This is a genomic window from Mucilaginibacter sp. L196 (genome assembly GCF_009765905.1).
GTDB lineage: Bacteria > Bacteroidota > Bacteroidia > Sphingobacteriales > Sphingobacteriaceae > Mucilaginibacter.
The window spans coordinates 126,338-151,724 of the sequence record NZ_LMUO01000012.1 but is presented as its reverse complement, the minus strand read 5'-3'; the positions used below and the strand labels follow the sequence as shown (position 1 = coordinate 151,724).

The following is a 25,387-nucleotide window of genomic DNA, read 5'->3' as shown; positions in this document are numbered from 1 at the left end:
CAATGCTGTCAACCGATAAACTATTCACCTACAGGCCCCAATACTTAAACATAGCAATTCTGCTTGCTTTTTGCCTGTTAATTAGCATCCCAGTATCGGCACAAAAAAAGTTTACCGTAAGTGGTAATGTTAAAGATGCAGCTACCGGCGAAATATTAATAGGCGCCACTATAACGCTAAATAAAACTTCAACATCAAGTAATAACTATGGCTTTTACTCATTAACCGCTCCGGAGGGTAACTATATTTTAACGGTAACTTATGTGGGTTATGCACCAGCTGTATACACCGTTGCCTTAACCGAAAATAAGGTGGTTGATGTAGCCCTTAACCCCAAAGCCGAGCTGCAACAAGTTGTTATTAATGCACATACCCGGAATAACGATAACGTGGCATCGCCGCAAATGGGAGTAGAAAAGCTCGACATGTCGCAGATCAACAATGTCCCGGTTTTGTTGGGTGAAAGGGATATTCTGAAAACGTTATCCTTATTACCCGGCGTCAAAGCTGCCAGCGAAGGCAATACAGGCTTTTATGTTCGAGGAGGGGCATCTGATCAAAATCTGATTCTGTTAGATGAAGCTACAGTATATAATGCTTCGCATTTATTTGGTTTTTTCTCCACTTTTAACTCCGATGCTATAAAAGATGTGAGCCTGTACAAAGGCGGCATGCCAGCACAATATGGCGGACGATTGTCATCAGTGTTGGATATTAAAATGGATGAGGGCAATAACCAAAACTATGTAGTGCAGGGCGGTATTGGCCTCATTTCATCCCGCATCAAAGTGGAGGGCCCGATAGTAAAGGACAAAGGTTCTTTTATGATCAGTGCCCGCCGCACTTACCTCGATCTGTTCCTGAGGGCTTCATCCGATTCAACCGTGAAAGGTAGTCAACTGTATTTTTATGACATCAACGCTAAAGCCAATTACCACTTTGATGATAAAAACGTACTTTATCTTTCCGGATATTTTGGCAAAGATGTGTTAGGCTTAAAAAATACCTTCGGCACCAATTGGGGTAATTCAACAGGTACTTTGCGCTTCAATCACATTTTTAATAGTAAGTTGTTTTCAAACACTTCGCTTATCTACAGCAATTATAATTACGATATACAAAGCTACCTGCCGGGCAATAACTTCAACGCGGTATCGCAAATAACCGATCTCGATTTTAAAGAAGATCTTCAATATTTTATCAGCAATAGTCACACTATTAAGTTCGGGGTTGATGCCTTGCATCATAACCTGGCACCGGGTAGCATTACCGCTGATGGAAACTCCAGTTTTAACGATAAAACGATAGAGCGCCGCTACGGATTAGAAACCGCTGCTTACATAAGCGACGAATGGCATGCAAGCGATAAGCTAAGTTTATTATATGGCTTCCGTTTAAGCAATATGTTTTTGTTTGGCCCTGGTACATTCAGTACGTATGATGCTGCGGGAAATACCGTCACATCAAATACCTATAATTCGGGGCAGATTGTTAAGCGCTATTTTAATTTAGAACCCCGTTTTTCAGCAAGTTATAGCTTAACGTCAGAAACATCCCTAAAGGCATCGTACAACCGTAATACCCAAAATATACACATCATCAGCAACTCTACCAGTAGTACGCCGACTGACTTGTACGTGATGAGCAGCAACAACATTAAACCCGAAATAGCCGATCAATTCTCAACTGGATATTTTCGTAATTTTAATGATAATATGTTCGAGTTCTCTACCGAGGTATATTACAAGTGGCTGCAAAATCAGATAGATTATAAAAACGGCGCACAGCTTATCCTCAATCAGGATGTGGAATCGCAATTGGTTTATGGTACGGGCAGGGCCTATGGTATAGAGTTTTTTTTGAAGAAGAAATACGGCAAGTTCAATGGCTGGCTGGGCTATACCTTATCGCGCACCGAACGTAAATTCGCGGCAATAAATAATGGCGATTATTATCCGGCTACTCAGGATCGTACAAACGATATATCCGCCGTAGGCATTTATCAGTTCAGTAAAAGATGGTCGTTCTCCAGTACATTTGTTTATGGTACAGGCAACCCGGTAACTTACCCTAATGGCAAATATGAAATAAATGGCTTAACAACTTTTTATTATTCGCAACGCAATGCTAATCGCGAACCTGCCAATAATCGTTTGGATTTGGGCGCTACGCTTGAGGGTAAACCGCATAAAAAATATCACTCCAGCTGGACGTTCGGTATCTACAACGTTTATGATCACCGTAATCCTTATGCTATTACCTTCCGCGATAGTAAAACCAATCCGGGAACAACCGAGGCAGTGGAAACCAGCCTGTTCGGCAGGATACCATCAGTAACCTGGAACTTTAAGTTTTAATGAGCATGAAGAGCGTCAAATTAAAATACGGATATATTGTTGCTGCAATAATTGTACTGACAATAGCATCATGCCAAAAAGTTATCGACTTGAAACTAAATAACGCCCCAGCGCAAATTGTTATTGAGGCAAACATAACAGATCAGGAGGGCCCTCAATATGTAACTATCACCAAGTCTGTGCCTTTTACTGCTACTGATAATTTCCCAACAGTAACAGGTGCTGTAATAACGCTTAATGATGGTGCGGGCAGGCAATTCCACTTTAACGAAGTTCACCCGGGATTGTATGTGCTTTACCCTTTTCATGGTGGTGTATATGGCCGAACTTATACACTAACGGTAAAAATAGGAGATACAACTTATATGGCACAATCTACCATGCCAACAGTTTCTGTACCGCTTGACTCCATAACAGACAAGCCCAATGTTTTTGGTAAAAGCAGCTTGCGTACAATTACCGTAAATTATCAGGACCCGCCGAATATAGCTAACCAATACCTGTTTGTTTTGTTTGTAAACAGCACCGAGGTTGGCACCATTTTTACTAACGATGATAGCTTTACTAATGGCCGTTATGTAAAAGAAGACCTTTTTCAAACCGATATAGATATTCACCCTGGAGATACTGCCAGTGTTAATATGGAGAGTATTGATAAAAATATTTACAAATATTGGTATACCTTAAGTCAGCAGCAAACTAACGGGCCTGATGGTGGGGTTACGCCATCAAATCCACCATCAAACTTTAACAATAATGCGCTTGGTTATTTTAGCGCGCATACCATTACAGGTAAAAGTATAATTGTTTATTAATATTAAAATATGTCAACAGATTTACTAATAAGGCCAATTGAGCCTGCTGATTACGAACAATGGCTACCCTTATGGGATGCCTATAACAAGTTTTATGGCCGTTCTGGTGCAACAGCGCTTCCGCTTGAAATAACACAAACTACATGGGCTCGTTTTTTTAATCCAGATGAACCGGTTAATGCGCTGGTTGCCGAAAGTAATGGAAAGCTTGTAGGCCTAACGCATTATATTTTTCATCGCAGCACCATAACAATAGGTCTTAGTTGCTATATGCAGGATTTATTTACCAATGAAGCCGTGCGTGGCAAAGGAGTTGGCCGGGCATTAATCAACGGTGTTTATGAGCGTGCGAAACTTACAGGTTCGCCAAGGGTTTATTGGCAAACCCACGAAACAAATATCACTGCGATGAAGCTATACGATAAAATAGCGGAACGATCAGGTTTCCTGGTTTATCGTAAGCAGATCTAATTAAAACCCGGCTAATCGGTATGTAATTGTATAACCGGGGTATTGGTTGGTTTAGCCAACACATGCCCATTAACAACTACGTCTTTATAAACTAAGTTTTCTGTATTGGTGATAACCTCATCCTTTGGTGTTTTAGTGATGCTTACCTTATTTAATGTGATGTTTTTAAGTGGTTGCCCATCCACACCCACGGCATAAATTCCGGTTTCACCGGCATAATTGCAGTTTACTTTTTCAATATTAAAGTTGTTAAAATTAGTAGGGTAGTGGCCACCACGTGCGCCTGAGTAATTATTCTCAAATCTTATAAACGCGGCGTAAGCGGTATCGCATTGCACATTTTGCACGTGGATGTTTTCAATAAATCCCCCACGATCCAAGTTTGATTTAAAGTAGATGGCACTAAGGCAGTGGTGAATATAATTATTGTACATATAAACATTCCTAACCCCGGCCGACATTTCACTGCCGATGCAAAGGCCATTAGCTTTTGAGGTGAAAACGGAGTTACGCACAATAACATTTTCCGTTGGCTGGCCTATGCGCCAGGCATCCTGATCACGACCAGCTTTTATGGCGATGCCGTCATCGCCTGTATCAAACTTACAATTCTGTATAAGCACGTTAGTAGTTGATTCCGGGTCGCAGCCATCGTTATTTAAATTGTGACTATTAATAGTTACATTTTGTACCATAACGTTATTACATAACACCGGATGTATTACCCAGTATGGCGAATCTTTAATAGTGATGCCATCTATCAATATATTCTTACACCCGAAAAACTGGATCATATCCGGCGGTAAATGATAACCATCGCCAAATACCCGCTCATAAACCGGTACATTATGCCCGCCCATTTGCCTTAATTTTAATTGATTTGCAGATCCTTGTGGCCGCCAGGTAGCAAATATTTTACTTGCTGATCCATTGATAATTCCATGCCCTGTAACCGCTATATCCGAACATTGATAAGCGTACAACAGCGGACAATAATTAAATACCTCGGTACCTTCCCATAAACTTAATACCGGTGGCAAATAATCCTTCGGATCGCCCGAGAAAACAAGCTCGGCACCATCCTCAAAATGCAAATTTACATGGCTTTTTAAAACGATTGGACCTGCAGTATAAAATGTTCCCTTCGGCACCAATACCTCGCCACCACCGCTTACACTGCACAGGTCTATTACTTTATCAAAAATGGCTTTGGTATCAGTTTTTCCATCCGCTATAGCGCCATAACGGGTAATGTTATATACAGCAGCCTTAAATTGTGGTGGATGAATGTTTTTTAAGATGGCATTTACAGAAGTGTTAAAACCATCGTCCTGCGCTTTAGTAGTTGAAACAATCAGCAAAGCGGGTAATAATAAAAAGAGCAACCTTAGCCGGGTTATATTTATCATCGGTATTTATTTAGGTAGAGAATTGGATAGCATAAAAATAAATCATTTATCCATATGCATTACCAATTTAAGTTTAATTTAGTTTTTTTTAACAGCGTGAAAAAACAGCTCATTATACTTTGCCTTTTACAATTATTCGTTTTACTGGCTTTCGGACAGGATAAACCAATCCCTTATGGTAACAACCCTGCCGCTGGTAAGTACTACGATATACGTGGATTTAAAATGTATTGCGAGGTTTATGGAAAAGGCGAACCATTATTAATGATACATGGAAATGGCGGCGATATATCGGCTTTTACCAAAAATATTCCCTATTTCTCCAAAAAATATATGGTGATCGTAGCGGATAGCAGGGCGCAAGGTAAATCGGTAGATGGTAAAGATTCCCTAAGTTTTGAAATGATGGCGGATGATTTTGCAGCTTTGCTGGATGTAATGCATATTAAATCAAGCTATGTGATCGGTTGGAGCGATGGCGGTATCAATGCGCTGTTATTGGCTATGCGTCACCCTGACAAAGTTATCAAACTTGCCTCAACAGGCGCCAATCTATGGCCCGATTCAACAGCATTAATTCCATCTTATTGGAAAGGTGAGCGCGATGATTACAATAATAATAAAAATAAAACCTTCACCACGGCTAAAGAAAAAAACGACTGGAAAATATTTATGCTGGATTGGCTGCAGCCTAATGTCCCACTTTCTGCGTTGAAACAAATTAAATGCCCGTCACTAATCATAAGTGGAGATCATGATTTAATTGTTTTGCAACATACGGTGCTTATTTATCAAAATATTCCGCATGCTTATTTGTGGATCTTGCCTAATTCACCGCATCATACCTTGCAGGCTCATGCCGATGAATTCAACAAAAAGGTAGATGAGTTTTTTACTCAACCCTTTCATAACTGGAACTAATGGAACAACCCAATAATATATTACACGGCAAAACCTTAGAAATGGTATTGAACGAACTGGTAGCCCACCACGGCTGGCCCGAGTTAGGTTACCGCATCCGCATCAATTGTTTTCTGGATGATCCCAGCATAAAATCAAGCCTCAAATTCCTACGCAAAACAGACTGGGCCCGCAAAAAGGTAGAAGATTTGTATATCGAAACTTTCGCGGGGAGAGGTAAATAGCGCATCAAGACTATCCGCACATCTGCATATTCGCAAATCTGCACATCCTAAGAATGCTTCCGCTTATTATTCATTTTAGCTTTAGTGCCCGAGCTGTAATTATAAGTCTTGGCATTAGCTGCTTTTTTCTCATGGAAAGCCTCACCAGCTACAGGCGCGTTTTTATCCGCTTTGGCAGGTTTCTTTTCAACTGATTCTTCCTTGTCTTTACGCTCTTTATCAATAATCAAGTCATCCGGCAATTCAGATAATGCCATTTTTCTGCCGATGACCTGCTCTATCTTTTTAACCTGCACCAATTCAATATCAGTTGCAAAGGTGATGGCTAAAGTATCTTCTTCACCGGTTTTTTTAATTACCCGGTTAACAAACAACTCTTTTTCTTCAGGCAGATCCAAATGAATAAAAAATGGGATCTTCGAAATATCAACATCTTCGGTATTCTCATTTGCGATCACTAAAACCCGCAGCTTATCATCGCTCTTAAAAATATTAATATCCGATATACCTTTATCCTCACTAAACATCGGGTTTAAAATAACCACCGAATCGCGCAATTGAGGTTTTAGATTTTTGTAAACAGTATTAGCAGTAATGCGGGTGTTTACAAATACTACTACTTTGGTGAACAACTCATCATCCTGCATAAACAGGTTCAACAAGTTTAATTTAGTCCTGAAGTTGGGCAGGTTATATAATATTTGCTGATAAGTATCTAAAGGCGTATCATTTAATTCTTCTACCTCAATAATAGCAGGTTGTTTCATAAACGGAGCTATCATTTTTTCTAACTTATCATGCAGCACTTCTGTAAATACCAGGTGCTGGCATTTGGTGATGCTGTTTGCCAATTCAGCTACCTGTAATTGCATACCTTGCTTAACAATAAGTTCGGCATCATCAACAATAAATAAGTCTATTTTATTTAGGTTGAGGCCCAATTTTAGGTAGATAGCACGTGCGCGGTCTGGCGTGGCAACAACAATATCGGCGCCATCTGCCAAAGCGTCCATTTGTGCTTCGATGCCGGGGGCAACGTATAAGCCAACAATTTTTACTGATTTATTTTTGTTGAGCGCATCAAATTGCTCAATTACGCTGAATACTTTTTCCTTATCAGGTACTAATACCAATACCCTTGGGGCATCGTCAAACCCTTGCCTTATGCGGTTTAATACAGTGATGATGTAAGTGCTGGTTTTACCGGCCCCTTCTGGAGCTATCGCGATAACATCCTGCCCGCCAATAATCCTCGACAAAGTTTTTTGCTGTATCTCTTTCGGACTCAAATATCCTGCTTCTGTTATTGTACGCGCTAAGCCTTTGTTCAGCTTAAATTTATCTAACCACACCATCAAAAAATATATTAAGCCGCGAATTTACCTATTTTAAATTAAACCGTTGCTTGTCATCTACTAAACAAAATTGTCATTCTGAGGAACGAAGAATCTGTACGCTTGTAAACTACTTTACAGATTCTTCGCTCCGCTCAGAATGACAAGAAGGAGGAACGACAAGGATGCGATAATTATAACTTAATCCAATCAGTTCCCTCGGTCATCATTGTCGAAAACGTACTTTTAACCGGTAAATCTAAATAAGGATAAGTAACTTTTGATAGATATAAACCCTGCGGGTAAGCGGGAATAATAATTTGCGGTGTGATCTTCTCAGCAAGATAATGTTCAAACTCATCAACACTCATTTCGCCTTTGCCAATTTCCAGCAAACGCCCCACAATAATGCGGATCATCTTACTTAAAAAACGATTAGCCGAGATATGAAAACGAATTCTGTCGCTATTCTTATCTGTAAACAAGCTGGCTGTGCTTACGTGGCAGATGGTATGATCAATGCGGTCGGGCATTTTGCAGAAGGCTCTATAATCGCTGTAGTTGGGTAGTAATGCCACGGCATACTTCATTTTATGTAGATCGAGACCCTTTTCTGCATAAAAAGAGCTGAACCTACTCAAAAACGGGTCTTTATAAGTATGGATAAAGTAATCGTAGCTGCGTTGTATAGTATCAAAACGGGCATGGGGCAGGTCCTCCACCGGGATGATGTCAAAAACGGCAATATCATCCGGCAATATTTTATTCAGGCGGAAAAAAAGATCAAAATCCCATTCCTGCTCAATATCAACATGGAAAAAAAACTGACTCGCATGTACCTGCGCGTCAGTTCGCCCGCAACCGGAAATGTAAATGGGTACTTTTAACAGTTTGGTTAAGTTGGTTTCCAAAACCTGTTGCACACTTAACGCTTCCGGATGTTTTTGCCATCCGCAATAATTGGTGCCGTGGTAACCGATATGAAAAAAGTACCTCAAATATTTAGCGTGTTATACCTTTTTTGGAGGCAGATCAAATGCGATAGCATTGTGCTCAAAATGGTTTTTATGCGCGCCATCACAAAATGGTTTGTTTGCTGATAGGCCACAACGGCAAATGCTTACAACAGTTCTGCCTTGTAAACCGTAGTTGTTGCCTTGCATATCTACTATCTCAAAATCGCCGTCTATTTTAACCGATCCGTTGTTATTTATGGTAAGTTTTGTTGTTGCCATGTATATTTTTTGTTTGTGCCCGAAGGTAATCAACTTGTATAACACTCAAATATTAAAGTGCAATCCGGATTAATTCTAAATGGACGGAGAATGGTTTTTTAATGTTACATACACATTTATTAAAATAATGATAAATTGCTTTTTTTATCTACCATGAAGAACCTACTACTGCCAATTATTTTCGTGCTTGGATGTTTTAGCACACAAGCTCAAAGCATAAAGGCTGCTGTTGTAACTAAACCCGATACGAATAGCATAAATACATTTTATGTAAGCAATAAATTTCCTTTACTAAAACAGGCTTTTATTAAGCTCCCAATTGGCTCAATAAAGCCAGGAGGCTGGTTAAAAAAACAATTAGAATTGCAAAGTGCCGGGCTTACCGGTCATTTAGATGAAATAAGCATCTGGCTTAACAGAACAGATAACGCATGGCTAAATAAAAGTGGTTTAGGTAAATATGGGTGGGAAGAATTGCCTTACTGGTTAAAAGGTTATGGCGATATAGCTTATATGCTGAATGATAAGCGGATGCTGGCCACTACCAAATTTTGGATAGATGCTGTAATTAATAACCAGCGCTCTAATGGCGATTTTGGGCCGCTGGTATATAAAGGGGAGGGTAAACGCGACCTGTGGACTAACATGCCCATGTTGTGGTGCCTGCAATCCTATTATGAATATTCTAAAGACGCACGTGTAATTAATTTAATGCGCAAGTATTTTAAATGGGAACTGAGCATTCCTGATGATAAGTTTTTGCAGGATTATTGGGAAAATAGCCGGGGCGGAGATAATCTTTTAAGTGTTTATTGGCTATATAATCGTACCGGCGAAACATGGCTTTTGGATTTGGCTACAAAACTTGATCGTTGCACAGCAAATTGGCGCCAGGCAAATAATTTACCTAACTGGCACAATGTAAACGTAGCCGAATGTTTCCGCGAGCCGGCGACTTATTACCTGCAAAGTCATTTATTATCTGATTTGAATGCGAGTTATGCTGATTTTAACCTTGTGCGTAATATTTACGGGCAAGTACCCGGCGGCATGTTTGGGGCTGATGAAAATGCCAGGCAAGGTTATACCGACCCAAGGCAAGCCGTTGAAACTTGCGGAATGGTTGAGCAAATGACATCGGATGAGTATTTATTGCAATTTACAGGTGATACTTTTTGGGCCGATAACTGCGAAGACGTGGCTTTTAATACATTCCCGGCAGCGTTTACTTCAGATTATAAAGCACTCCGGTATTTAACGGCTCCTAATATGGTGGTAAGTGACAGTAAAAATCATTCACCGGGTATTGCTAATGACGGTCCGTTTTTAGCTATGAACCCTTTCAGTAGCCGTTGCTGCCAACATAATCATGCTGCGGGCTGGGTGTATTATGCCGAAAATAGTTGGATGGCTACACCGGATAAAGGCTTAGCTGCCCAATTATACAGCGACGGGCAGGTTAATGCAGTTGCAGGCAATGGCCAAAAAGTTAATATAACTGAAAGCACACACTACCCGTTTGAAGAGCAGGTTAGTTTTCGCATTAATGTAGCTGCCAGCGTTAAATTCCCGCTTTATTTACGTATACCAGCTTGGTGTAATAACGCAAATGTAAAAGTTAATGGTAAAGTAATCCCGGTTAATGCGGTGCCCGGCAAGTATATAAAACTAACCTATACCTGGAAAAACGGCGATGTGGTCGCATTGCAACTACCTATGCATATAAAGGTTAAAACGTGGGGAAATAATAAAAATAGCGTTAGCGTTAATTATGGCCCGCTGACATTCTCGCTGAAAATTGCTGAAAACTATGTCAAAAAGAATAGTAAGGTTGATGTACAGGGCGATGCAGGCTGGCAAAAAACCGTCGATCCGGCTAAATGGCCTGCTTATGATATTTATGCAGCATCCCCATGGAATTATGGATTGTTGCTAGATAAAGATGCAGCGGCGTCTTTTGCGGTGATTAAAAAGAGCTGGCCAAAAGATGATAATCCATTCACCAATACAAATGCACCAATACAACTTGTGGCAAAAGGCAAGCAAATAACATCGTGGACAATTGATCAATACGGATTATGCGCGATATTGCCACCAAGCCCGGTGGTATCAGATCAACCTGAAAAAACATTAACGTTGGTACCAATGGGTGGTGCGCGATTAAGAATATCAGCATTTCCGGTGGTCAAGTAAAACGATTTTATTATTTCATTATACAATAATGATGTATCGGCTTTGTTATTGTTTGTTTTATTGGTAAATCGATAAATTGATTCTATATTAGCTTATTATTCTTTTATAACCTTTAAATTATATATCAAATCCTGATGATTAAGAAGAAGCTGTCAATAGTTGATATTGCCAATAAACTCAATATATCAAAAACTACGGTATCCTTTATCTTGAATGGCCGCGCCAGGGAAAAACGGATAAGCGAGGAGCTTGTTGAGCGGGTATTGAAATTTGTAAAAGAAGTTGGTTATAAGCCTAACTCTTTAGCTAAAAGCTTACGTACCGGCAAATCGCATATTATCGGTTTGATGGTTGAAAATATTGCCGATCCGTTTTTTGCAAACATTGCCCGTTATATTGAGGATGGGGCCTATAAAAACGGTTACAGGATAATTTATTGCAGTACTGATAATGATGCTGATAAAACACGCGATCTGATTGGGATGTTTCGCGACAGGCATGTTGATGGTTACATTATAGCCCCGCCTGTTGGTGTGGAAGAAGATATTGCTGAATTATTAAAGGATGACCTGCCGGTTGTTTTATTCGACAGGTATTTCCCGGGTATTGATTGTAGCTATGTAGTAACTGATAATTTGGATAGCACCTATACCGCTACAGAATATTTAGTGGAGCAAGGGTATAAAAAAATAGCTTTTATTACTTTAGAATCTCATCAAACCCAAATGCAGGCACGTTTGGATGGTTATAAGAAAGCATTGGAGCAAAATAACTTACAATCTTATATTAAAGAAGTTGTTTTTAACCAGGAGACTAAATATATGTTGGAGCCAATTGCCGATTTCCTTAAAAATAATAAGGATCTGGATGCTATAATATTCGGCACAAACCGTATTGGTACTTGTGGTTTAAAAGTAATTCACAACATGGGTATCCGGGTACCCGATGATATTGCGGTTATCTCTTTTGATGATCATGATGTTTTTGAATTGTACTCGCCATCAGTCACCGCTATTGCGCAACCTGTAGAAGAGATTGCAGCCAATACCATAAATATATTGTTAAGTAAACTGGATTCATCAACCCCTAACACCGATAACAAAAAAGTAACGCTGCAAAATGATTTGATATACAGAGGCTCATCACAGGTTAATACTAAATTATCGGCAGTAAAATAAGATTCGATTTTATAAGCGATCTTTTAAACGTTGTTTAACAACGCTTTCCCATTCGCTTTTTAGTATACTTAATATAATGGAGTCGCGCCTGCCACCTTCACGGGTAGGTATGTTGCTGCGCATAATGCCTTCAACCGTACAGCCAATACTTTTCATAGCTGCTATGCTGCGGTCATTCCGGGCATCAGCTCTAAATTCAACACGCACCATACCCAGCTCTTCAAACGCAAACTGTAGCAATAAAAATTTGCAGTGCTTGTTCAATCCAGTACCCCTGAAATCTTTACCATACCAGGTATACCCCAACTGTAAGGTTAAATTTTGTGGTTGAATGTCATAAAAACGAGTGCTACCTGCATATCTGCCTGTTTTTTTATCATAAACAATAAACGGATATTCCTTGCCGGTAACCCGTGCTGCCAGTGCAGCACTTATGTATTCGCTCAATCCATCTGCACCAAATGCGGCCTGACTTGAGTATTGCCAGGTTTCCTGCTCATGTAACGCGAATGATAACAGATGCTCATCATCAGTAACATTAAGCGGGCGTAAAAGCACGCGTTCATCTTCCAGTTTGTATTGTGCATGCGGATCAAATGTGATAGCCATGATTGAGGTGATAAATTAACGAGGTATGTATTTAGTAAAAGTATTTTAAAATCTTTTCATTCCCAAATCGTCTACATGGTTAAACGGGTAAAATAACTTAAACAAAACGATGCTTTCATTCATTAAATTAAACATTTATCGCAGTCGTAATAAAGCTTTGCTATTTTTACCGGAAATTATGAACATGTGCTTTGCACTTATTTAAATAAGGATGGAAAAACAAACCGATCAGTCTAAAAGTCAAGCTCCCAAAAAGGCAGGTATTTTCAGCCTGCTTAAACCTTATATGGGCCTGGTCATATTCCTGGTAGTTTTCGCGCTTTTTAGTAATGGTATCACCTTGTTGCTCCCTAAAATAGTGGCTAACGGTATTGATGCGTATACCCACAAACATTTTGAATACAGACCAATAATCATTGAGTTTACCATTGCCGTTATAGGTATTTTTATATTTACCTATATGCAAAGCGTAATACAAACCTATGCATCAGAACGGGTTGCACGAGATCTCCGCAGCAAACTTTCTGAAAAAATATCACAACAAAGCTATGCTTTCATCGAGGCGGTAAACCCATCCAAGTTACTTACTAACCTTACTGCCGATGTTGATTCTATAAAGATGTTTGTTTCGCAGGCCATCGTATCCATCGCGTCATCTTTGTTTACCATTATAGGAGCGAGTATCTTATTATTAACCATTAACTGGCGGTTAGCATTATGTGTTATCGCGATTATTCCAATTATTGGCGGTACATTTTTCTATGTATTGAAGAAAGTAAGGGCATTGTTTAAAGAAAGCCGCGCGGTTATTGACTGGTTAAACAAAATCATCAACGAGAGTATATTGGGTTCGGCACTTATTCGTGTCATCAACTCACAACAACTGGAATACGACAAGTTTTTACAAGCCAATACCAAAGCTAAAGAGTTTGGCTTAAGCATTTTACGCTTGTTTGCCAGTTTGGTACCGGTTATAACTTTTACAGCTAACATGGCGGCTTTAAGTATATTGATACTTGGCGGTCATTATGTAATTGCCGGCAGTATGAGCCTGGGTAATTTCGCGGCGTTCAACAGTTATTTGTCGTTGTTGATATTCCCGATATTGGTTATCGGTTTTATGAGTAATATCATAGCACAGGCTACCGCTTCATTTGATCGTATAAGCATTGTTTTGGATAGTGTAGATACCCAACGCAAAGGAACGCTTAAAGAAACATTGCAAGGTAATATCGAACTAAAAGATATATCAGTTTTATACGGACAAAAACCTGCACTGAAAAATATATCTTTCTCAGTAAATGCAGGGTCTAAAATCGCTATTATCGGTCCTACGGCTGCTGGTAAATCACAACTACTGTATTTGTTAACAGGTTTAATAAACCCTACCAGCGGATTGGTTGAATTTGATGGCAGAACAATAGACGAATACAATAACGAATCTTTCCATAGCCAGGTTGGTTTTGTTTTTCAGGATAGTATCATCTTCAACATGAGCATCAGGGAGAATATCGCTTTCAGCGATACTGTAACTGATGAATCATTAGAAAAAGCGATTGATACCGCTGAATTAAGAGGGTTTATCGATGGCTTACCCGAGGGATTAAGCACCATAGTTTCTGAACGTGGATCAAGCCTTTCAGGCGGACAAAAACAACGTATTATGTTAGCAAGGGCGCTGGCCGTTAATCCAAAGGTTTTATTGCTGGATGATTTTACCGCCCGGGTTGATAATAATACCGAGAAAAAGATCCTCGCCAATGTACAAAAGAACTATCCGGGCCTCACACTGGTGTCGGTAACCCAGAAAATAGGCGCTGTGGAGCATTATGATCAGATAATTGTACTCACGCAAGGCGAAATTGTTGCATCAGGCACACACGATGAATTGATGCATAATAGCCCTGAGTATGTGCAGATATTCGACTCACAACAAAGTACCAATGCTTACGAAATTAATGCAGTTAAATAATTATCCCGAAGGAAAAATATAAAAAATGAACTACGATCTTAACAGTCTTTCGGGCAAACAGCAAAAAACATCAACCCTAACAGGGCTTAAAAAACTGCTGCAATTAATTGAGCACGAACGCAAGAATTTATTTATAGCCTTAGGCGCTATCTTAACTAACGCTACCTTAAACTTATTGGGGCCATTTATTATTGGTTACACCATTGATAAATATGTGTCGCATAAGGATTTTAACGGGGTGCTGTTTTACGGAGGTATTTTACTTTGTATGTATCTGGGAGCTTTGGTAACCAGTTACTTTCAAACAAAATTAATGGGTAGTGTAGGCCAGCGCATGCTATATACATTGCGTAACGCCATTTTTAACAAATTACAGCAACTACCGGTTGATTTCTTTAACCAAAACAAAGCAGGTGACCTGATATCCCGCGTGAATAATGATACTGATAAGCTTAACCAGTTTTTCTCGCAATCGCTCATGCAGTTCATTGGCAACATTGCAACCATGGTGGGGGCGGGTGTGTTTTTATTGGTTATCAATATTAAACTGGGTGCGGCCGCGTTATCGCCTGGTATTTTTATATTGATATTTACTTTGGTTACCTCTGCCTGGGTAAAACGTAAGAATGCTGTCAACCTGAAAAGCGTTGGCGGTATGAGTGCCGAGATACAGGAAAGCCTGAATAATTTCAGGGTGATCATTGCCTTCAACCGCCGCGATTACTTCCGCAAGCGTTTTGATGAAGCTAATCAGGATAACTACCGTACTGCAATAGGGGCAGGCCTGGCTAATAATGTTTTGTTGCCGGTTTATAGCTTTTTCTCAAGCATGGCGCAGTTAATGGTGCTGGCCTTTGGTATTTATCTGATAAGTATTGGGGATATCGGTATCGGTGGTTTAATAGCATATTTGTCTTATGCTACGCTTTTTTACAACCCATTAAGGCAACTGGCAACGTTGTGGGCTAACTTCCAGTTAGCGATGGCTGGGTGGGACAGGATTTCGCAGATATTATCATTAGAAACCAACCTGGTTAAACTTAATAGTAATGTAGTTGAACCATCGTCCCCGCTATTAGAGTTCAGGAATGTGCACTTTGGCTATGTTGAAGGGCAGGAGATCCTGCACAACATCAGCTTTAAGCTAGAAAAGGGAAAAACTTATGCATTGGTTGGCCCAACAGGCGGCGGTAAAACTACAACAGCATCATTAATAGCCCGTTTGTATGATCCAACCGCGGGAACAATTTTGTTGGATGGTAGGGATCTGCGCTCATATGATCCGGTAGATAAAACAAATAAGATCGGTTTTATTTTGCAGGAACCATTCTTGTTTACGGGCACTGTAAAGGAAAATATATTGTATGGTAATGCGCTATACCACGATTATACCAACGAACAATTAGAAAAGGTTATAACCGATGCTAATTTAGAAAGCCTGCTGGCGCTTTTTGAGCAGGGGCTCGAAACAAAAGTTGTATCAAGTGGTGATAGTGTGAGTTTAGGCCAGAAACAGTTGATAGCCTTTATGCGTGCCGTGCTTCGAAACCCGGATATTTTAATTTTGGATGAAGCGACTGCCAACATTGATACCATCACAGAAAAACTGTTGGAAGACATTTTAAATAAACTACCCGAAACTACTACACGGGTTATTATCGCTCACAGGTTAAATACCATCCGTAATGCTGATGAAATTTTCTTTGTAAATTCAGGCGAAGTTACACGGGCCGGTTCATTGGATGACGCGATGAATATGTTATTGCAGGGCAAAAGAGTTAGCTAAAAATTAAGGGAAATATAGTACACTTGTAAAAACTTAAGCTTGTATGTTGAGATATTCCGGCGAAAAAGGAATTTTAGTAGCTACCGATTGTATTGTATTTGGTTTTGATGGCTGGAACCTGAAAGTATTATTGGTACAGCGCAGCATTGAACCCGAAAAAGGTAGATGGAGCCTGATGGGTGGTTTTGTTAAACCAACCGAAAGCCCCGAGGATGCTGCTAACCGGGTATTAGAACAACGCACAGGTTTAAGCAATGTTTACCTGGAGCAATTTCAGGTATTCGGTAAACCAGATCGCGACCCGGTTGAGCGGGTATTATCCGTAGCTTATTTCGCCCTGATTGATATTAGCCAATACGAAAGGCAGCTGAGTGATGAATACCATGCCGAATGGTTTTTACTAGACGAAATGCCCGACCTGATATTTGACCATAATGAAATGGTTAGGCTTGCCAAAAAACAACTAATGTATAAAGCGGCTCTACATCCAATCCTATTCCAGCTGTTGCCCGATAAATTTACCATCCCGCAATTACAATCGTTATATGAGGGAGTGTATCAGAACAAATTTGATGACCGTAACTTTAGTCGTAAATTATTATCGACCGGTTTATTGGTAAAGCAACCCGAGAAGGACAAGCAATCTTCAAAAAAAGGTGCCTTTTATTACAAGCTCGATCAATCGCATTACGAAGATAAATTTGAATCTTTCTTAAATCTGGTGCCTAACCCCGATAAGTTTTTTAATGTGTAGTGTAACAGTTTGTTTACATTATTGGTAGTTAAATTTCTGTAATTAATTGTGTTGTAATGCTTTCTTTAATAGCTTTATGTGCTTTTAAACAATCTGATATTGATTAGTTTTTAAGTGATTAATACCCCAATTAATATAGGTGAGAATTTTACGCTTAATAACTGTAACTGTAATTTTTATTTTGGCTTGCCTGCATGTACATGCACAGGGGAGTACAAGTAAAGGCACGGAGTTTTGGACCGCTTACATGGCCAATTCCAACCCACCGACCGGTAATACGCCAAGTGTTATGGATCTGTACATTACGTCAGATGTTAATACCTCGGGTACAGTTGCGTTTGAAAATGGAAGCCCTTCGGTCAATTTTACTGTTACCGCCAACCAGGTAACTATTCTGACTATGCCTACAGCAACCTACATTGCTAACCAGGGAACGTTTCATTACGGCATACATATTACATCATTAAAACCGGTAGCTATTTATGCCCACATCTTTGCCAACAGCTCTTCTGGCGCTACACTGTTATTGCCGGTAAATACTTTAGGGAAAGATTATTACTCCATAAACTATACCCAAATGGCAGATGAAACAGCCTATTCTGCGTTTATGGTTATTGCAACGGAGGATAGCACTACTGTTGAAATTACGCCAACAGCAACCTTACTCGATGGAACACCAGCGAATGCAGCGTTCTCAGTTACTTTAAATAAAGGTGATGTTTACCAGGGGTTGGCAAATAATGATTTAACGGGCACACGTGTACAATCAGTAAGTTCGGGATTAAATACCTGTAAAAAGATAGCCGTTTTTGCGGGGAGCACCAGGATACAGATTGGCTGTAACGAAAAAGATAATTCTTCTGATAACCTTTTTCAGCAGGTATACCCTACAGCATCGTGGGGTAAAAACTATATAACTGTACCACTCAGTAATAGAGATTATGATGTGTTTAGGGTGATATTAAGTACGCCCAATACTAATGTTACCATAAATGGACAGCTCATCAATCCAAGCCAATTTACCAACGGGTTTTATTACACATTCAATTCATCTGTCCCTAACATCATAACAGCAGATCAACCTATACAAGTAGCGCAGTATGCTGTTTCTCAGGGTAATACACCCAGTTGTGGCAACCTTCCTAATGATGTGGGCGACCCGGAAATGATCTTCATCACACCGCTCGAACAAACTTTAGATCATGTAACCTTATTTTCTGCTAGTAATTACAAGATATTGAATAGCTACATCAATGTATTAATAAAAACTAATGCAGCATCTTCTTTTATGCTTGATGGAGCTTCTTATACCAGCTTTAGCCCTGTGCCAAACGATAGTACTTACTCATATACACAAATACCTGTTGTTAATGGCCCGCATACCATAAGCGCAAGCGATGGGTTCAATGCGATAGCTTATGGTTTTGGTGTACATGAATCTTACGGATATGCGGCCGGGGCCAATCTGCAAAACCTGAATGAGTTTATTGCCCTGGAAAATCCACAAACTGGGGGTACGCAGAGCAACGGTTGTAGTGGGGTTGATTATAATTTGCAGCTTACACTGCCATACAAAACAACCAGTATACAGTGGAATTTTGAAAACGGTACCACACCTTATACCGATAACAATCCAATAATTGCCGATTCCTTAGTGCAGAACAACCAAACGGTTTACATCTATAAATATCCCAAAAATCCGGTTGTGTATACAAGCGGAAGTTATTCGGTAATTGCAACGGTTTTTAATCCTACTGCCGATGTATGCGGTTCAACCGAAAATGTTGAGCTGGATTTTTCAGTAACCGATCCGCCTGTAGCCAAGTTTGCTGTTAGCCTGGCTTGTTTAGGTGATTCCACACAATTTACCGACGAAACTACCGGCGTTAGCACATTAAAAAGTTGGTTATGGAATTTCGGCGATAATCAAACATCAACCCTACAAAATCCTACGCATAAGTATTTAAACCCAGGCAATTATAACGTAAGCTTAACGGTGATGGATGTTGATAGCTGCACATCGGTATATGATGTACCTGCCCTGCATATCGATGCAAAACCTGTTGCTTTATTTACAGCTTCAACACCCGACTGTTTAAATCAAACAATTACGTTTACTGATAAATCAACAACAACAGATGGCACTTTAGCTACGTGGATATGGGATTTTGGAGATGGCGTAAAAGATACAGTAACCGCGAAAAATACTGTAATTAACCATACTTATGCAACTACCGGAACTGATACTGTAAAGTTAATTGTAACTAATAGCGATGGTTGTTCAAGCCTCGCTTATGTACAACCGGAAACTATTCATCCCTTACCCGTTGTTAATTTTGTTATGCCGGATGTTTGCCTGGCACAAGGTTCCGCGACATTTACGGATCAAAGCACTATAGCTGATTCTACAGCGTCTGGATTTACTTACCTCTGGAATTTTGGGGATGTTAATGCTAATGCCGCAAATCCAAATACATCTACCTTACAAAATCCAACGCATACATATACTGCTGCCGCTTATTACAATGTTACCTTAACGGTTACTTCAAAATATGGTTGTTCGGTATCAAAAAACCAACAGTTTACGGTAAACGGGTCAAACCCTGTCGCGGCCTTTTCGGTTGAGGATAATAATGATTTATGTAGTAGTACCGATGTTGTGTTTGATGATAAGTCATCGGTTGGCTTTGGTAACATCACGCAAATAGTATGGTATTTTGATTATAATAATAACCCTACGGATACAGCGGTTTACACCCTTGCTACCATGCCTGCTAATAAAAAATACTATCACCAGTACCCGTTATCTAATTCAGTAAACCCGCAAAGTTACGATGTAAGGATGGTGGTATATTCAGGGTCAAGCCAATCCTGCGCAAACCAGGTAGACACCACAATAACCGTAAATGGTAATCCTTTGGTTACTGTTTCAGGCATAGGCAATATATGCCAGGACGCAGATCCGGTACAGATACAGGTGAATGCGGGCGTTTACACCGGCACCGGTGTGTTTAGTGGTACTGGAGTATCATCAACCGGGTTATTCAGTCCGGGACAGGCTGGTTTGGGTAGCCATACTATTAATTATGTTTTTACCGCGACTAATGGTTGTACATATTCAACGTCACAACAAATTAATGTTCAGGAAACTCCTATAATTACAGTTGATTCCGTTTTTACCGTGTTGCAGGGAGGTCAAATAAATCTCAATGCAACTGCTCCTGGTGAAGGGTTTACTTACAAATGGTCACCTTCAACAGGCTTAAGTAATCCTAATATATTAAATCCCGCTGCCAGCCCTTCTGATAATACACAATATATGCTCACTGTTACAGCAGCAGATAGCTGTTCGGCTATTGCACATGTAACGGTTAACGTGTTGCTTAATATAGTTGTGCCAAATACTTTTACCCCTAACGGTGATGGTATAAATGATTTTTGGGAAATTCAACATCTGGATAGCTACCCTAATTGCACCGTGCAAATATTTAACAGGTATGGCGAAAAGCTATATTACTCAGTTGGCTATCCAATACCATGGGATGGGACATATAAGGGTGATAAGGTACCATCGGGGACTTATTACTACATTATTGATCCTAAAAATGGGCGTAAACCGGTATCGGGCTGGGTTGCAGTAATACGGTAAGTAGTATTATTTAGGTAATAAACTTAATACGATGACAAATGAAAATGTTAAAAAGTGATAAATATTTCATTTTAGCAATTATATTTAGCGAACTAAATATAAAGAAAACCTATATTCGTTAGCTTAATACGCTGTCCGTTGTGAGATAGGATATTAACACAATTATCTACCGCCCAAACACTTATTATTTGTTATTTAATTCTTTTAAATGACAGCAATGTTATTTAAAGGGTGGCTATTTTATTGTATAAATGAAGAGAACTTTACTTGTATTAATTTTATTAATCTCATCTACAGCATTAGTATCGGCGCAGCAAAAGCCGCAATACACGCAATATGTTTTTAATAACTTTTTATTAAACCCGGCACTCAGCGGTATCGAAAATTATACTGATGTAAAATTAGGGTATCGTAGCCAATGGACAGGCCTGCAAGGTGCGCCAGTTACAACTTTCTTCACCATAAACACCCCAATAGGCAGCAATTTTATTAATGGCGATGCCAGTGAACTACCAACAGCAGGAGGGGAGTATCCGGGCAGCAGATCTTATTTGCAAAATTATGAAGCTGCAGAGCCGCACCACGGAATTGGGTTTACTTTAGTAAGCGATAAAGCAGGCCCCATAACTGCTACCAATATTGATGCAACCTATGCCTATCATATCGGCCTAACCAGTACGCTTAATTTGGCGCTGGGTGTGGCTGCAGGTGTTGCGCATACAAGTTTAAATACATCAATATTAACTACCACAACCCCTGATGATCCTGCGATTGATGATGCCAGCGGTGGTGTTTGGAGCCCTGATTTAAGTGTGGGCATTTGGGCTTACTCGTCAAATTATTATGTAGGGGCTTCGGTGCAGCAGGTGTTGCCTGAAAAGCTTTATGCTGACTCCCGTAATACAGTTTATCAAAATAAAACAGTACCTCAGGTTTTTTTTACGGCAGGTTATAAGTTTTTTATATCTGATGATATTTCAGTAATGCCATCAATTATGATAAAAGAGATCAATCCAGTCCCTTTTACTTTTGATGTTAATGCCAAAATTTCTTTCAGGGATGTGTTTTGGTTAGGCGGATCATACCGCAGGGACGACTCATTTGGTATATTAGCCGGGTTCAATATCAACTCAACCATAAATGTTGGTTACTCGTACGATATGACTACCTCAGCGCTTAATACCGTAAGTAACGGCACACATGAAATTGTATTGGGGATACTGTTAAACAACAAATATCAGGTTACTTGCCCACAGCATTCGTTTTAGGTTAGTCTCTATTCTAATTGTCATTCTGAGCGCAGCGAAGAATCTTCTTAAATAATGTATGGCGAATTAGCAAGTCGAAGAAGATTCTTCGCTGCGCTCAGAATGACAAAGTGAGAACTATAACTCCTTCCTCAACCTTGCAACCGGGATGTTCATTTGCTCCCGGTATTTCGCTACGGTACGGCGGGCTATGTTGTAGCCGCTTTCTTTTAAAATATCAGTTAATTTTTCATCGGCTAAAGGGTGGCGTTTGTCCTCTTTGCCTATATGTTCTTCCAGTATTTTTTTAACCTCTTTGTTTGATACTTCCTCGCCGCTTTCTGTTTGAATCGCTTCAGAGAAAAAGGATTTTAAAAGATAAGTACCATGCTCTGTTTGTACATATTTAGAGTTAGCCACGCGCGATACGGTAGAAATATCCATTGCGATTTTGTCAGCGATATCCTTTAATATCATTGGCTTCAGATTTTTATCATCACCTGTTAAAAAGAAATCGTATTGATATTGCATAATAGCATTCATTGTTTTTAACAATGTTTGTTGGCGCTGTTTAATGGCATCAATAAACCATTTAGCCGAGTCGAGTTTCTGCTTTACAAACTGTACAGCCTCTTTAAGTTTCCTGTCTTTTTGCGAAGCTTTATCATAATGTTGAAACATCTCCTGGTAAGAGCGGCTCACCCTAAGCTCAGGTGCATTCTTTGAATTGAGGGTAAGTATAAGTACGCCATCGCTGTTGATGATATGAAAATCGGGTATTACCTGCATTTGCTTGGTATTTACCTCATTGCTATCCCCCGGTTTAGGGTTCAACTTTAATATTTCATTCACCACGCCACGCAATTCTATTGATGACATATTCAGTGATTTTTCCAGCTTGTCATAATGCTTGCGGGTAAATTCATCTAAATAATGTTCAACCACATTCATCGCTTTCTTTATAATAGGATCGTTCGGGTCTTTGCGGCGTAATTGTATCAGCAAGCATTCTTGCAAGCTGCGGGCGCCTACCCCCGGCGGGTCAAAACTTTGAATAACCGCCAGCATTTCCTCAACTTCTTCATCCTCGGCCATCACATTCTGTGAAAAAGCAAGGTCGTCGGTTAATGACATGATTGGCCTGCGTAAATAACCATCATCATCCAAACTGCCTATGATCTGTTTACCTATCTGGAAATCTTTATCTGATAATGGGAGTAAATCGAGCTGCATTTGAAGACTTTCGAAAAACGAGCTTTGTACCGCGATAGGTATCTCTTTGCGCTCATCTTCATCATCACCATTTTGGTCGTATCGCGACCCGTAATCGCTTACGGTATCTTCCTGTAAGTAATCGTCAATGTTAAACTCGTCCATTTCGCCCTTTTCCTCGTCGCCGTTATAGGTGTCTTCATCCGGGTCGCGGTCAGGGTATTGTTCTTCGGGTTCGTTTAAGTTAGTTAAACTAAGATCTTCAAGGGCGGGGTTTTCCTCTAACTCTTCTTTAATACGGGTATCTAACGAAACGGTAGGCACCTGCAGCAATTTAATAAATTGTATTTGCTGAGGCGAGAGCTTTTGTAAAAGTTTTTGTTGAAGATTTTGTTTTAACATATATATAGATGTCGCAAAAATACATCAATTACCCTTAACTAAAAAATAAGTTCGGATAAGAGACGCCATGTTGTTAAATACAAAAAGAAATAATTTGTTTGGTTGTTTACTTTAAAATTTCCTAACTTCAATAAACTTAAAAAATCAATCTATGTCTATTGTAAAAGAATTCAAGGAATTTGCCATGCGTGGCAGCGTTATTGACCTGGCAGTGGGTGTTGTAATTGGTGCGGCGTTCGGTACCATAGTTACCTCTTTAGTAAAGGATATTATTATGCCGCCTATTGGTATTTTAACTGGCAAAGTGGATTTTGCCGACAAGAAATATGTTCTTGTAGCTGCCGACCCTTTGCATAAAGTAGCGGAGGTTGCTATCCGCTATGGTAACTTTATAACTGTGATTTTTCAATTTGTAATAGTTGCTTTTTGTATCTTTTTAGTTGTTAAAGGAATTAATTCAATGAAAAAAGACGAAGTGCCTGCACCGGTTGCTGATCCGGAACCAACTAAAGAAGAATTATTGTTAACCGAAATACGCGATTTATTAGCGAAAGGAAAATAGTTTTTAAGAGCTAAGAAACAAGAGCCAAGAATGAAGATGGGTTTTTCTTTCATCTTGGCTCTTGTTTCTTTCTTAAAAAGTCTTCGGCAACTTCGGATCAGTCAGGATAATATAATCACCCATTTTGCTGAATTTGCTCCAATCAGGATTAGTAAAACTATCATCCGAATAAACCGCGATATTAATTATCCGAACCTTCGGATCATAACGCAATAATTGCGCCGCTGATCCTAGCTTTTCTTCGCTATGGAAACCGCCGTTTATTTGTAATACTTTATAATCACGGTGAGTTTTAATGAATTTGGCTATCGACCACCCCATTGTAGCATCCCATAAATTTTGTGCCTGGTACATCTGCATCCCCGGCATAGCACTGTGCCCACCCATAAGCTGATCGAATTTTTTGCAGATAAGGTCCCGTTGCTGTATCAATAGGCAAGGGTGGGAGATAGGATTTACCTGTTGCATCTAATTGCTGCAAACTACTCAATCCTAAACGGTTTACCATATTGGCGTAACGTGCGGGAGCATTAGCAGCTATAACAGCTAATTTATTTTCTTTCGCGAACTCTATCAGCTGGCGATAATCATCATAGTTTGGCCAAACACGGGCATCTGTCTCAAAATTTTTATCGCGGATCAATCCGGCCAGATATTCATCCAAAACTGTTTGGCAGTCTGTCTCAAACATCTCCATAGATAGCGCGGTTTTGCCGGGATAACGCTTCGCCATCTTTTTCAATAAAATATACTCCAGTTGGTGGCCGGTTGAATCATTATGTTCCTCACCAAAAAACAGTACATCGGCTTTGTTCATATCACGAATAATATCGTCGGGCGAAGCTGCCTTTTGCGTTTTGGTATTGAATATTTTATAATGAGTGGATAAGCTATCCTGGCAAATACTCAACAAAGGTGAAAATATTAAAAACAAGAAGCTTAGGACTTTTATTGAAGGAGTTAAACGAGCCATTAAATTGAAATTGGTAACAATTTGTTAATGAAACCTTAAAAGAAATAACACTTTTGTGCAAATAAGGTTGTTTAATTTTATGAA

At 39.7% G+C, this 25,387-nt stretch carries 21 protein-coding genes; 13 read left to right on the top strand and 8 right to left on the bottom strand.

Annotation, left to right across the window (positions count from 1 at the left end):
• The first annotated feature begins 2 nt into the window (after positions 1–2).
• The 3 genes from GSQ74_RS10700 to GSQ74_RS10690 are packed head-to-tail and all read left to right on the top strand — an operon-like array spanning position 3 to position 3,643.
• Positions 3–2,357, top strand: coding sequence for a TonB-dependent receptor (locus GSQ74_RS10700; protein WP_158993032.1), 2,355 nt, complete (start codon positions 3–5; stop codon positions 2,355–2,357).
• Between the two features lie 5 nt (positions 2,358–2,362).
• Positions 2,363–3,172, top strand: a complete 810-nt coding sequence (locus GSQ74_RS10695; RefSeq protein WP_158993030.1) for a DUF4249 family protein — start codon at positions 2,363–2,365, stop codon at positions 3,170–3,172.
• A 9-nt stretch (positions 3,173–3,181) separates the two neighbouring features.
• Positions 3,182–3,643 carry a GNAT family N-acetyltransferase gene (locus GSQ74_RS10690; protein WP_158993028.1) on the top strand — a complete coding sequence of 154 codons (462 nt, stop codon included), beginning with the start codon at positions 3,182–3,184 and terminating at the stop codon, positions 3,641–3,643.
• A gap of 11 nt (positions 3,644–3,654) precedes the next feature.
• On the opposite strand, the gene GSQ74_RS10685 is transcribed toward GSQ74_RS10690, so the two are convergent.
• On the bottom strand, positions 3,655–5,052 hold the full coding sequence (locus tag GSQ74_RS10685; protein WP_158993026.1) for a glycoside hydrolase family 28 protein: 1,398 nt from the start codon (positions 5,050–5,052) through the stop codon (positions 3,655–3,657).
• Between the two features lie 96 nt (positions 5,053–5,148).
• On the opposite strand from GSQ74_RS10685, the gene GSQ74_RS10680 reads away from it, so the two are divergent.
• On the top strand, positions 5,149–5,973 hold the full coding sequence (locus GSQ74_RS10680; protein ID WP_216846717.1) for an alpha/beta fold hydrolase: 825 nt from the start codon (positions 5,149–5,151) through the stop codon (positions 5,971–5,973).
• Positions 5,973–6,197: a VF530 family DNA-binding protein gene (locus tag GSQ74_RS10675; protein WP_158993022.1), complete on the top strand. Its 225-nt coding sequence runs from the start codon at positions 5,973–5,975 to the stop codon at positions 6,195–6,197. Before GSQ74_RS10680 ends, GSQ74_RS10675 begins: the two co-directional genes overlap by 1 nt.
• Before the next feature lie 47 nt (positions 6,198–6,244).
• Here GSQ74_RS10675 and GSQ74_RS10670 read toward each other — a convergent pair whose 3' ends face one another.
• From GSQ74_RS10670 to GSQ74_RS10660, 3 genes are all read right to left on the bottom strand, one after another.
• Positions 6,245–7,552: a DEAD/DEAH box helicase gene (locus tag GSQ74_RS10670; RefSeq protein WP_371724295.1), complete on the bottom strand. Its 1,308-nt coding sequence runs from the start codon at positions 7,550–7,552 to the stop codon at positions 6,245–6,247.
• 173 nt (positions 7,553–7,725) lie between these two features.
• Entirely contained in the window at positions 7,726–8,529 is an 804-nt protein-coding gene (truA, locus tag GSQ74_RS10665) for a tRNA pseudouridine(38-40) synthase TruA (protein ID WP_158993020.1), read from the bottom strand.
• A 12-nt stretch (positions 8,530–8,541) separates the two neighbouring features.
• Complete coding sequence (locus tag GSQ74_RS10660; RefSeq protein ID WP_158993018.1) at positions 8,542–8,766, bottom strand: CDGSH iron-sulfur domain-containing protein; 225 nt, start codon at positions 8,764–8,766, stop codon at positions 8,542–8,544.
• A 153-nt stretch (positions 8,767–8,919) separates the two neighbouring features.
• Between GSQ74_RS10660 and GSQ74_RS10655 the strand changes: the two genes are divergently transcribed.
• Positions 8,920–10,959 (top strand): beta-L-arabinofuranosidase domain-containing protein, encoded by a 2,040-nt coding sequence (locus tag GSQ74_RS10655; protein ID WP_158993016.1) that lies wholly within the window; start codon positions 8,920–8,922, stop codon positions 10,957–10,959.
• A gap of 134 nt (positions 10,960–11,093) precedes the next feature.
• Positions 11,094–12,137: a LacI family DNA-binding transcriptional regulator gene (locus tag GSQ74_RS10650; RefSeq protein ID WP_158993014.1), complete on the top strand. Its 1,044-nt coding sequence runs from the start codon at positions 11,094–11,096 to the stop codon at positions 12,135–12,137.
• 9 nt (positions 12,138–12,146) lie between these two features.
• On the opposite strand, the gene GSQ74_RS10645 is transcribed toward GSQ74_RS10650, so the two are convergent.
• Positions 12,147–12,746 (bottom strand): GNAT family N-acetyltransferase, encoded by a 600-nt coding sequence (locus tag GSQ74_RS10645; protein WP_158993012.1) that lies wholly within the window; start codon positions 12,744–12,746, stop codon positions 12,147–12,149.
• 211 nt (positions 12,747–12,957) lie between these two features.
• On the opposite strand from GSQ74_RS10645, the gene GSQ74_RS10640 reads away from it, so the two are divergent.
• The 5 genes from GSQ74_RS10640 to GSQ74_RS10620 all read left to right on the top strand — a co-directional run bounded on the left by GSQ74_RS10640 (position 12,958) and on the right by GSQ74_RS10620 (position 22,175).
• Positions 12,958–14,718, top strand: a complete 1,761-nt coding sequence (locus tag GSQ74_RS10640) for an ABC transporter ATP-binding protein (protein WP_158993010.1) — start codon at positions 12,958–12,960, stop codon at positions 14,716–14,718.
• Between the two features lie 25 nt (positions 14,719–14,743).
• Positions 14,744–16,504, top strand: coding sequence for an ABC transporter ATP-binding protein (locus tag GSQ74_RS10635; RefSeq protein ID WP_158993008.1), 1,761 nt, complete (start codon positions 14,744–14,746; stop codon positions 16,502–16,504).
• Positions 16,505–16,547: 43 nt separating this feature from the next.
• Positions 16,548–17,258: an NUDIX domain-containing protein gene (locus GSQ74_RS10630; protein WP_158993006.1), complete on the top strand. Its 711-nt coding sequence runs from the start codon at positions 16,548–16,550 to the stop codon at positions 17,256–17,258.
• A 139-nt stretch (positions 17,259–17,397) separates the two neighbouring features.
• Positions 17,398–20,907: a PKD domain-containing protein gene (locus tag GSQ74_RS10625; protein WP_158993004.1), complete on the top strand. Its 3,510-nt coding sequence runs from the start codon at positions 17,398–17,400 to the stop codon at positions 20,905–20,907.
• Positions 20,908–21,158: 251 nt separating this feature from the next.
• Positions 21,159–22,175, top strand: a complete 1,017-nt coding sequence (locus GSQ74_RS10620) for a type IX secretion system membrane protein PorP/SprF (protein ID WP_158993002.1) — start codon at positions 21,159–21,161, stop codon at positions 22,173–22,175.
• 117 nt (positions 22,176–22,292) lie between these two features.
• Here the strand turns inward: GSQ74_RS10620 and rpoN are convergent, their stop codons facing one another.
• The gene (rpoN, locus tag GSQ74_RS10615) at positions 22,293–23,768 is read right to left on the bottom strand and encodes an RNA polymerase factor sigma-54 (RefSeq protein ID WP_158993000.1); all 1,476 of its coding nucleotides are present in this window, start codon (positions 23,766–23,768) and stop codon (positions 22,293–22,295) included.
• Positions 23,769–23,919: 151 nt separating this feature from the next.
• On the opposite strand from rpoN, the gene mscL reads away from it, so the two are divergent.
• Positions 23,920–24,330 carry a large-conductance mechanosensitive channel protein MscL gene (gene mscL / locus GSQ74_RS10610; RefSeq protein ID WP_158992997.1) on the top strand — a complete coding sequence of 137 codons (411 nt, stop codon included), beginning with the start codon at positions 23,920–23,922 and terminating at the stop codon, positions 24,328–24,330.
• Positions 24,331–24,402: 72 nt separating this feature from the next.
• Here mscL and GSQ74_RS22750 read toward each other — a convergent pair whose 3' ends face one another.
• Both GSQ74_RS22750 and GSQ74_RS10605 read right to left on the bottom strand, forming a co-directional pair.
• Entirely contained in the window at positions 24,403–24,684 is a 282-nt protein-coding gene (locus GSQ74_RS22750; protein WP_254060861.1) for a ChaN family lipoprotein, read from the bottom strand.
• Positions 24,623–25,303: a ChaN family lipoprotein gene (locus GSQ74_RS10605; protein WP_254060860.1), complete on the bottom strand. Its 681-nt coding sequence runs from the start codon at positions 25,301–25,303 to the stop codon at positions 24,623–24,625. The genes GSQ74_RS22750 and GSQ74_RS10605 overlap by 62 nt, the downstream gene beginning before the upstream one ends.
• Positions 25,304–25,387 lie beyond the last annotated feature (84 nt).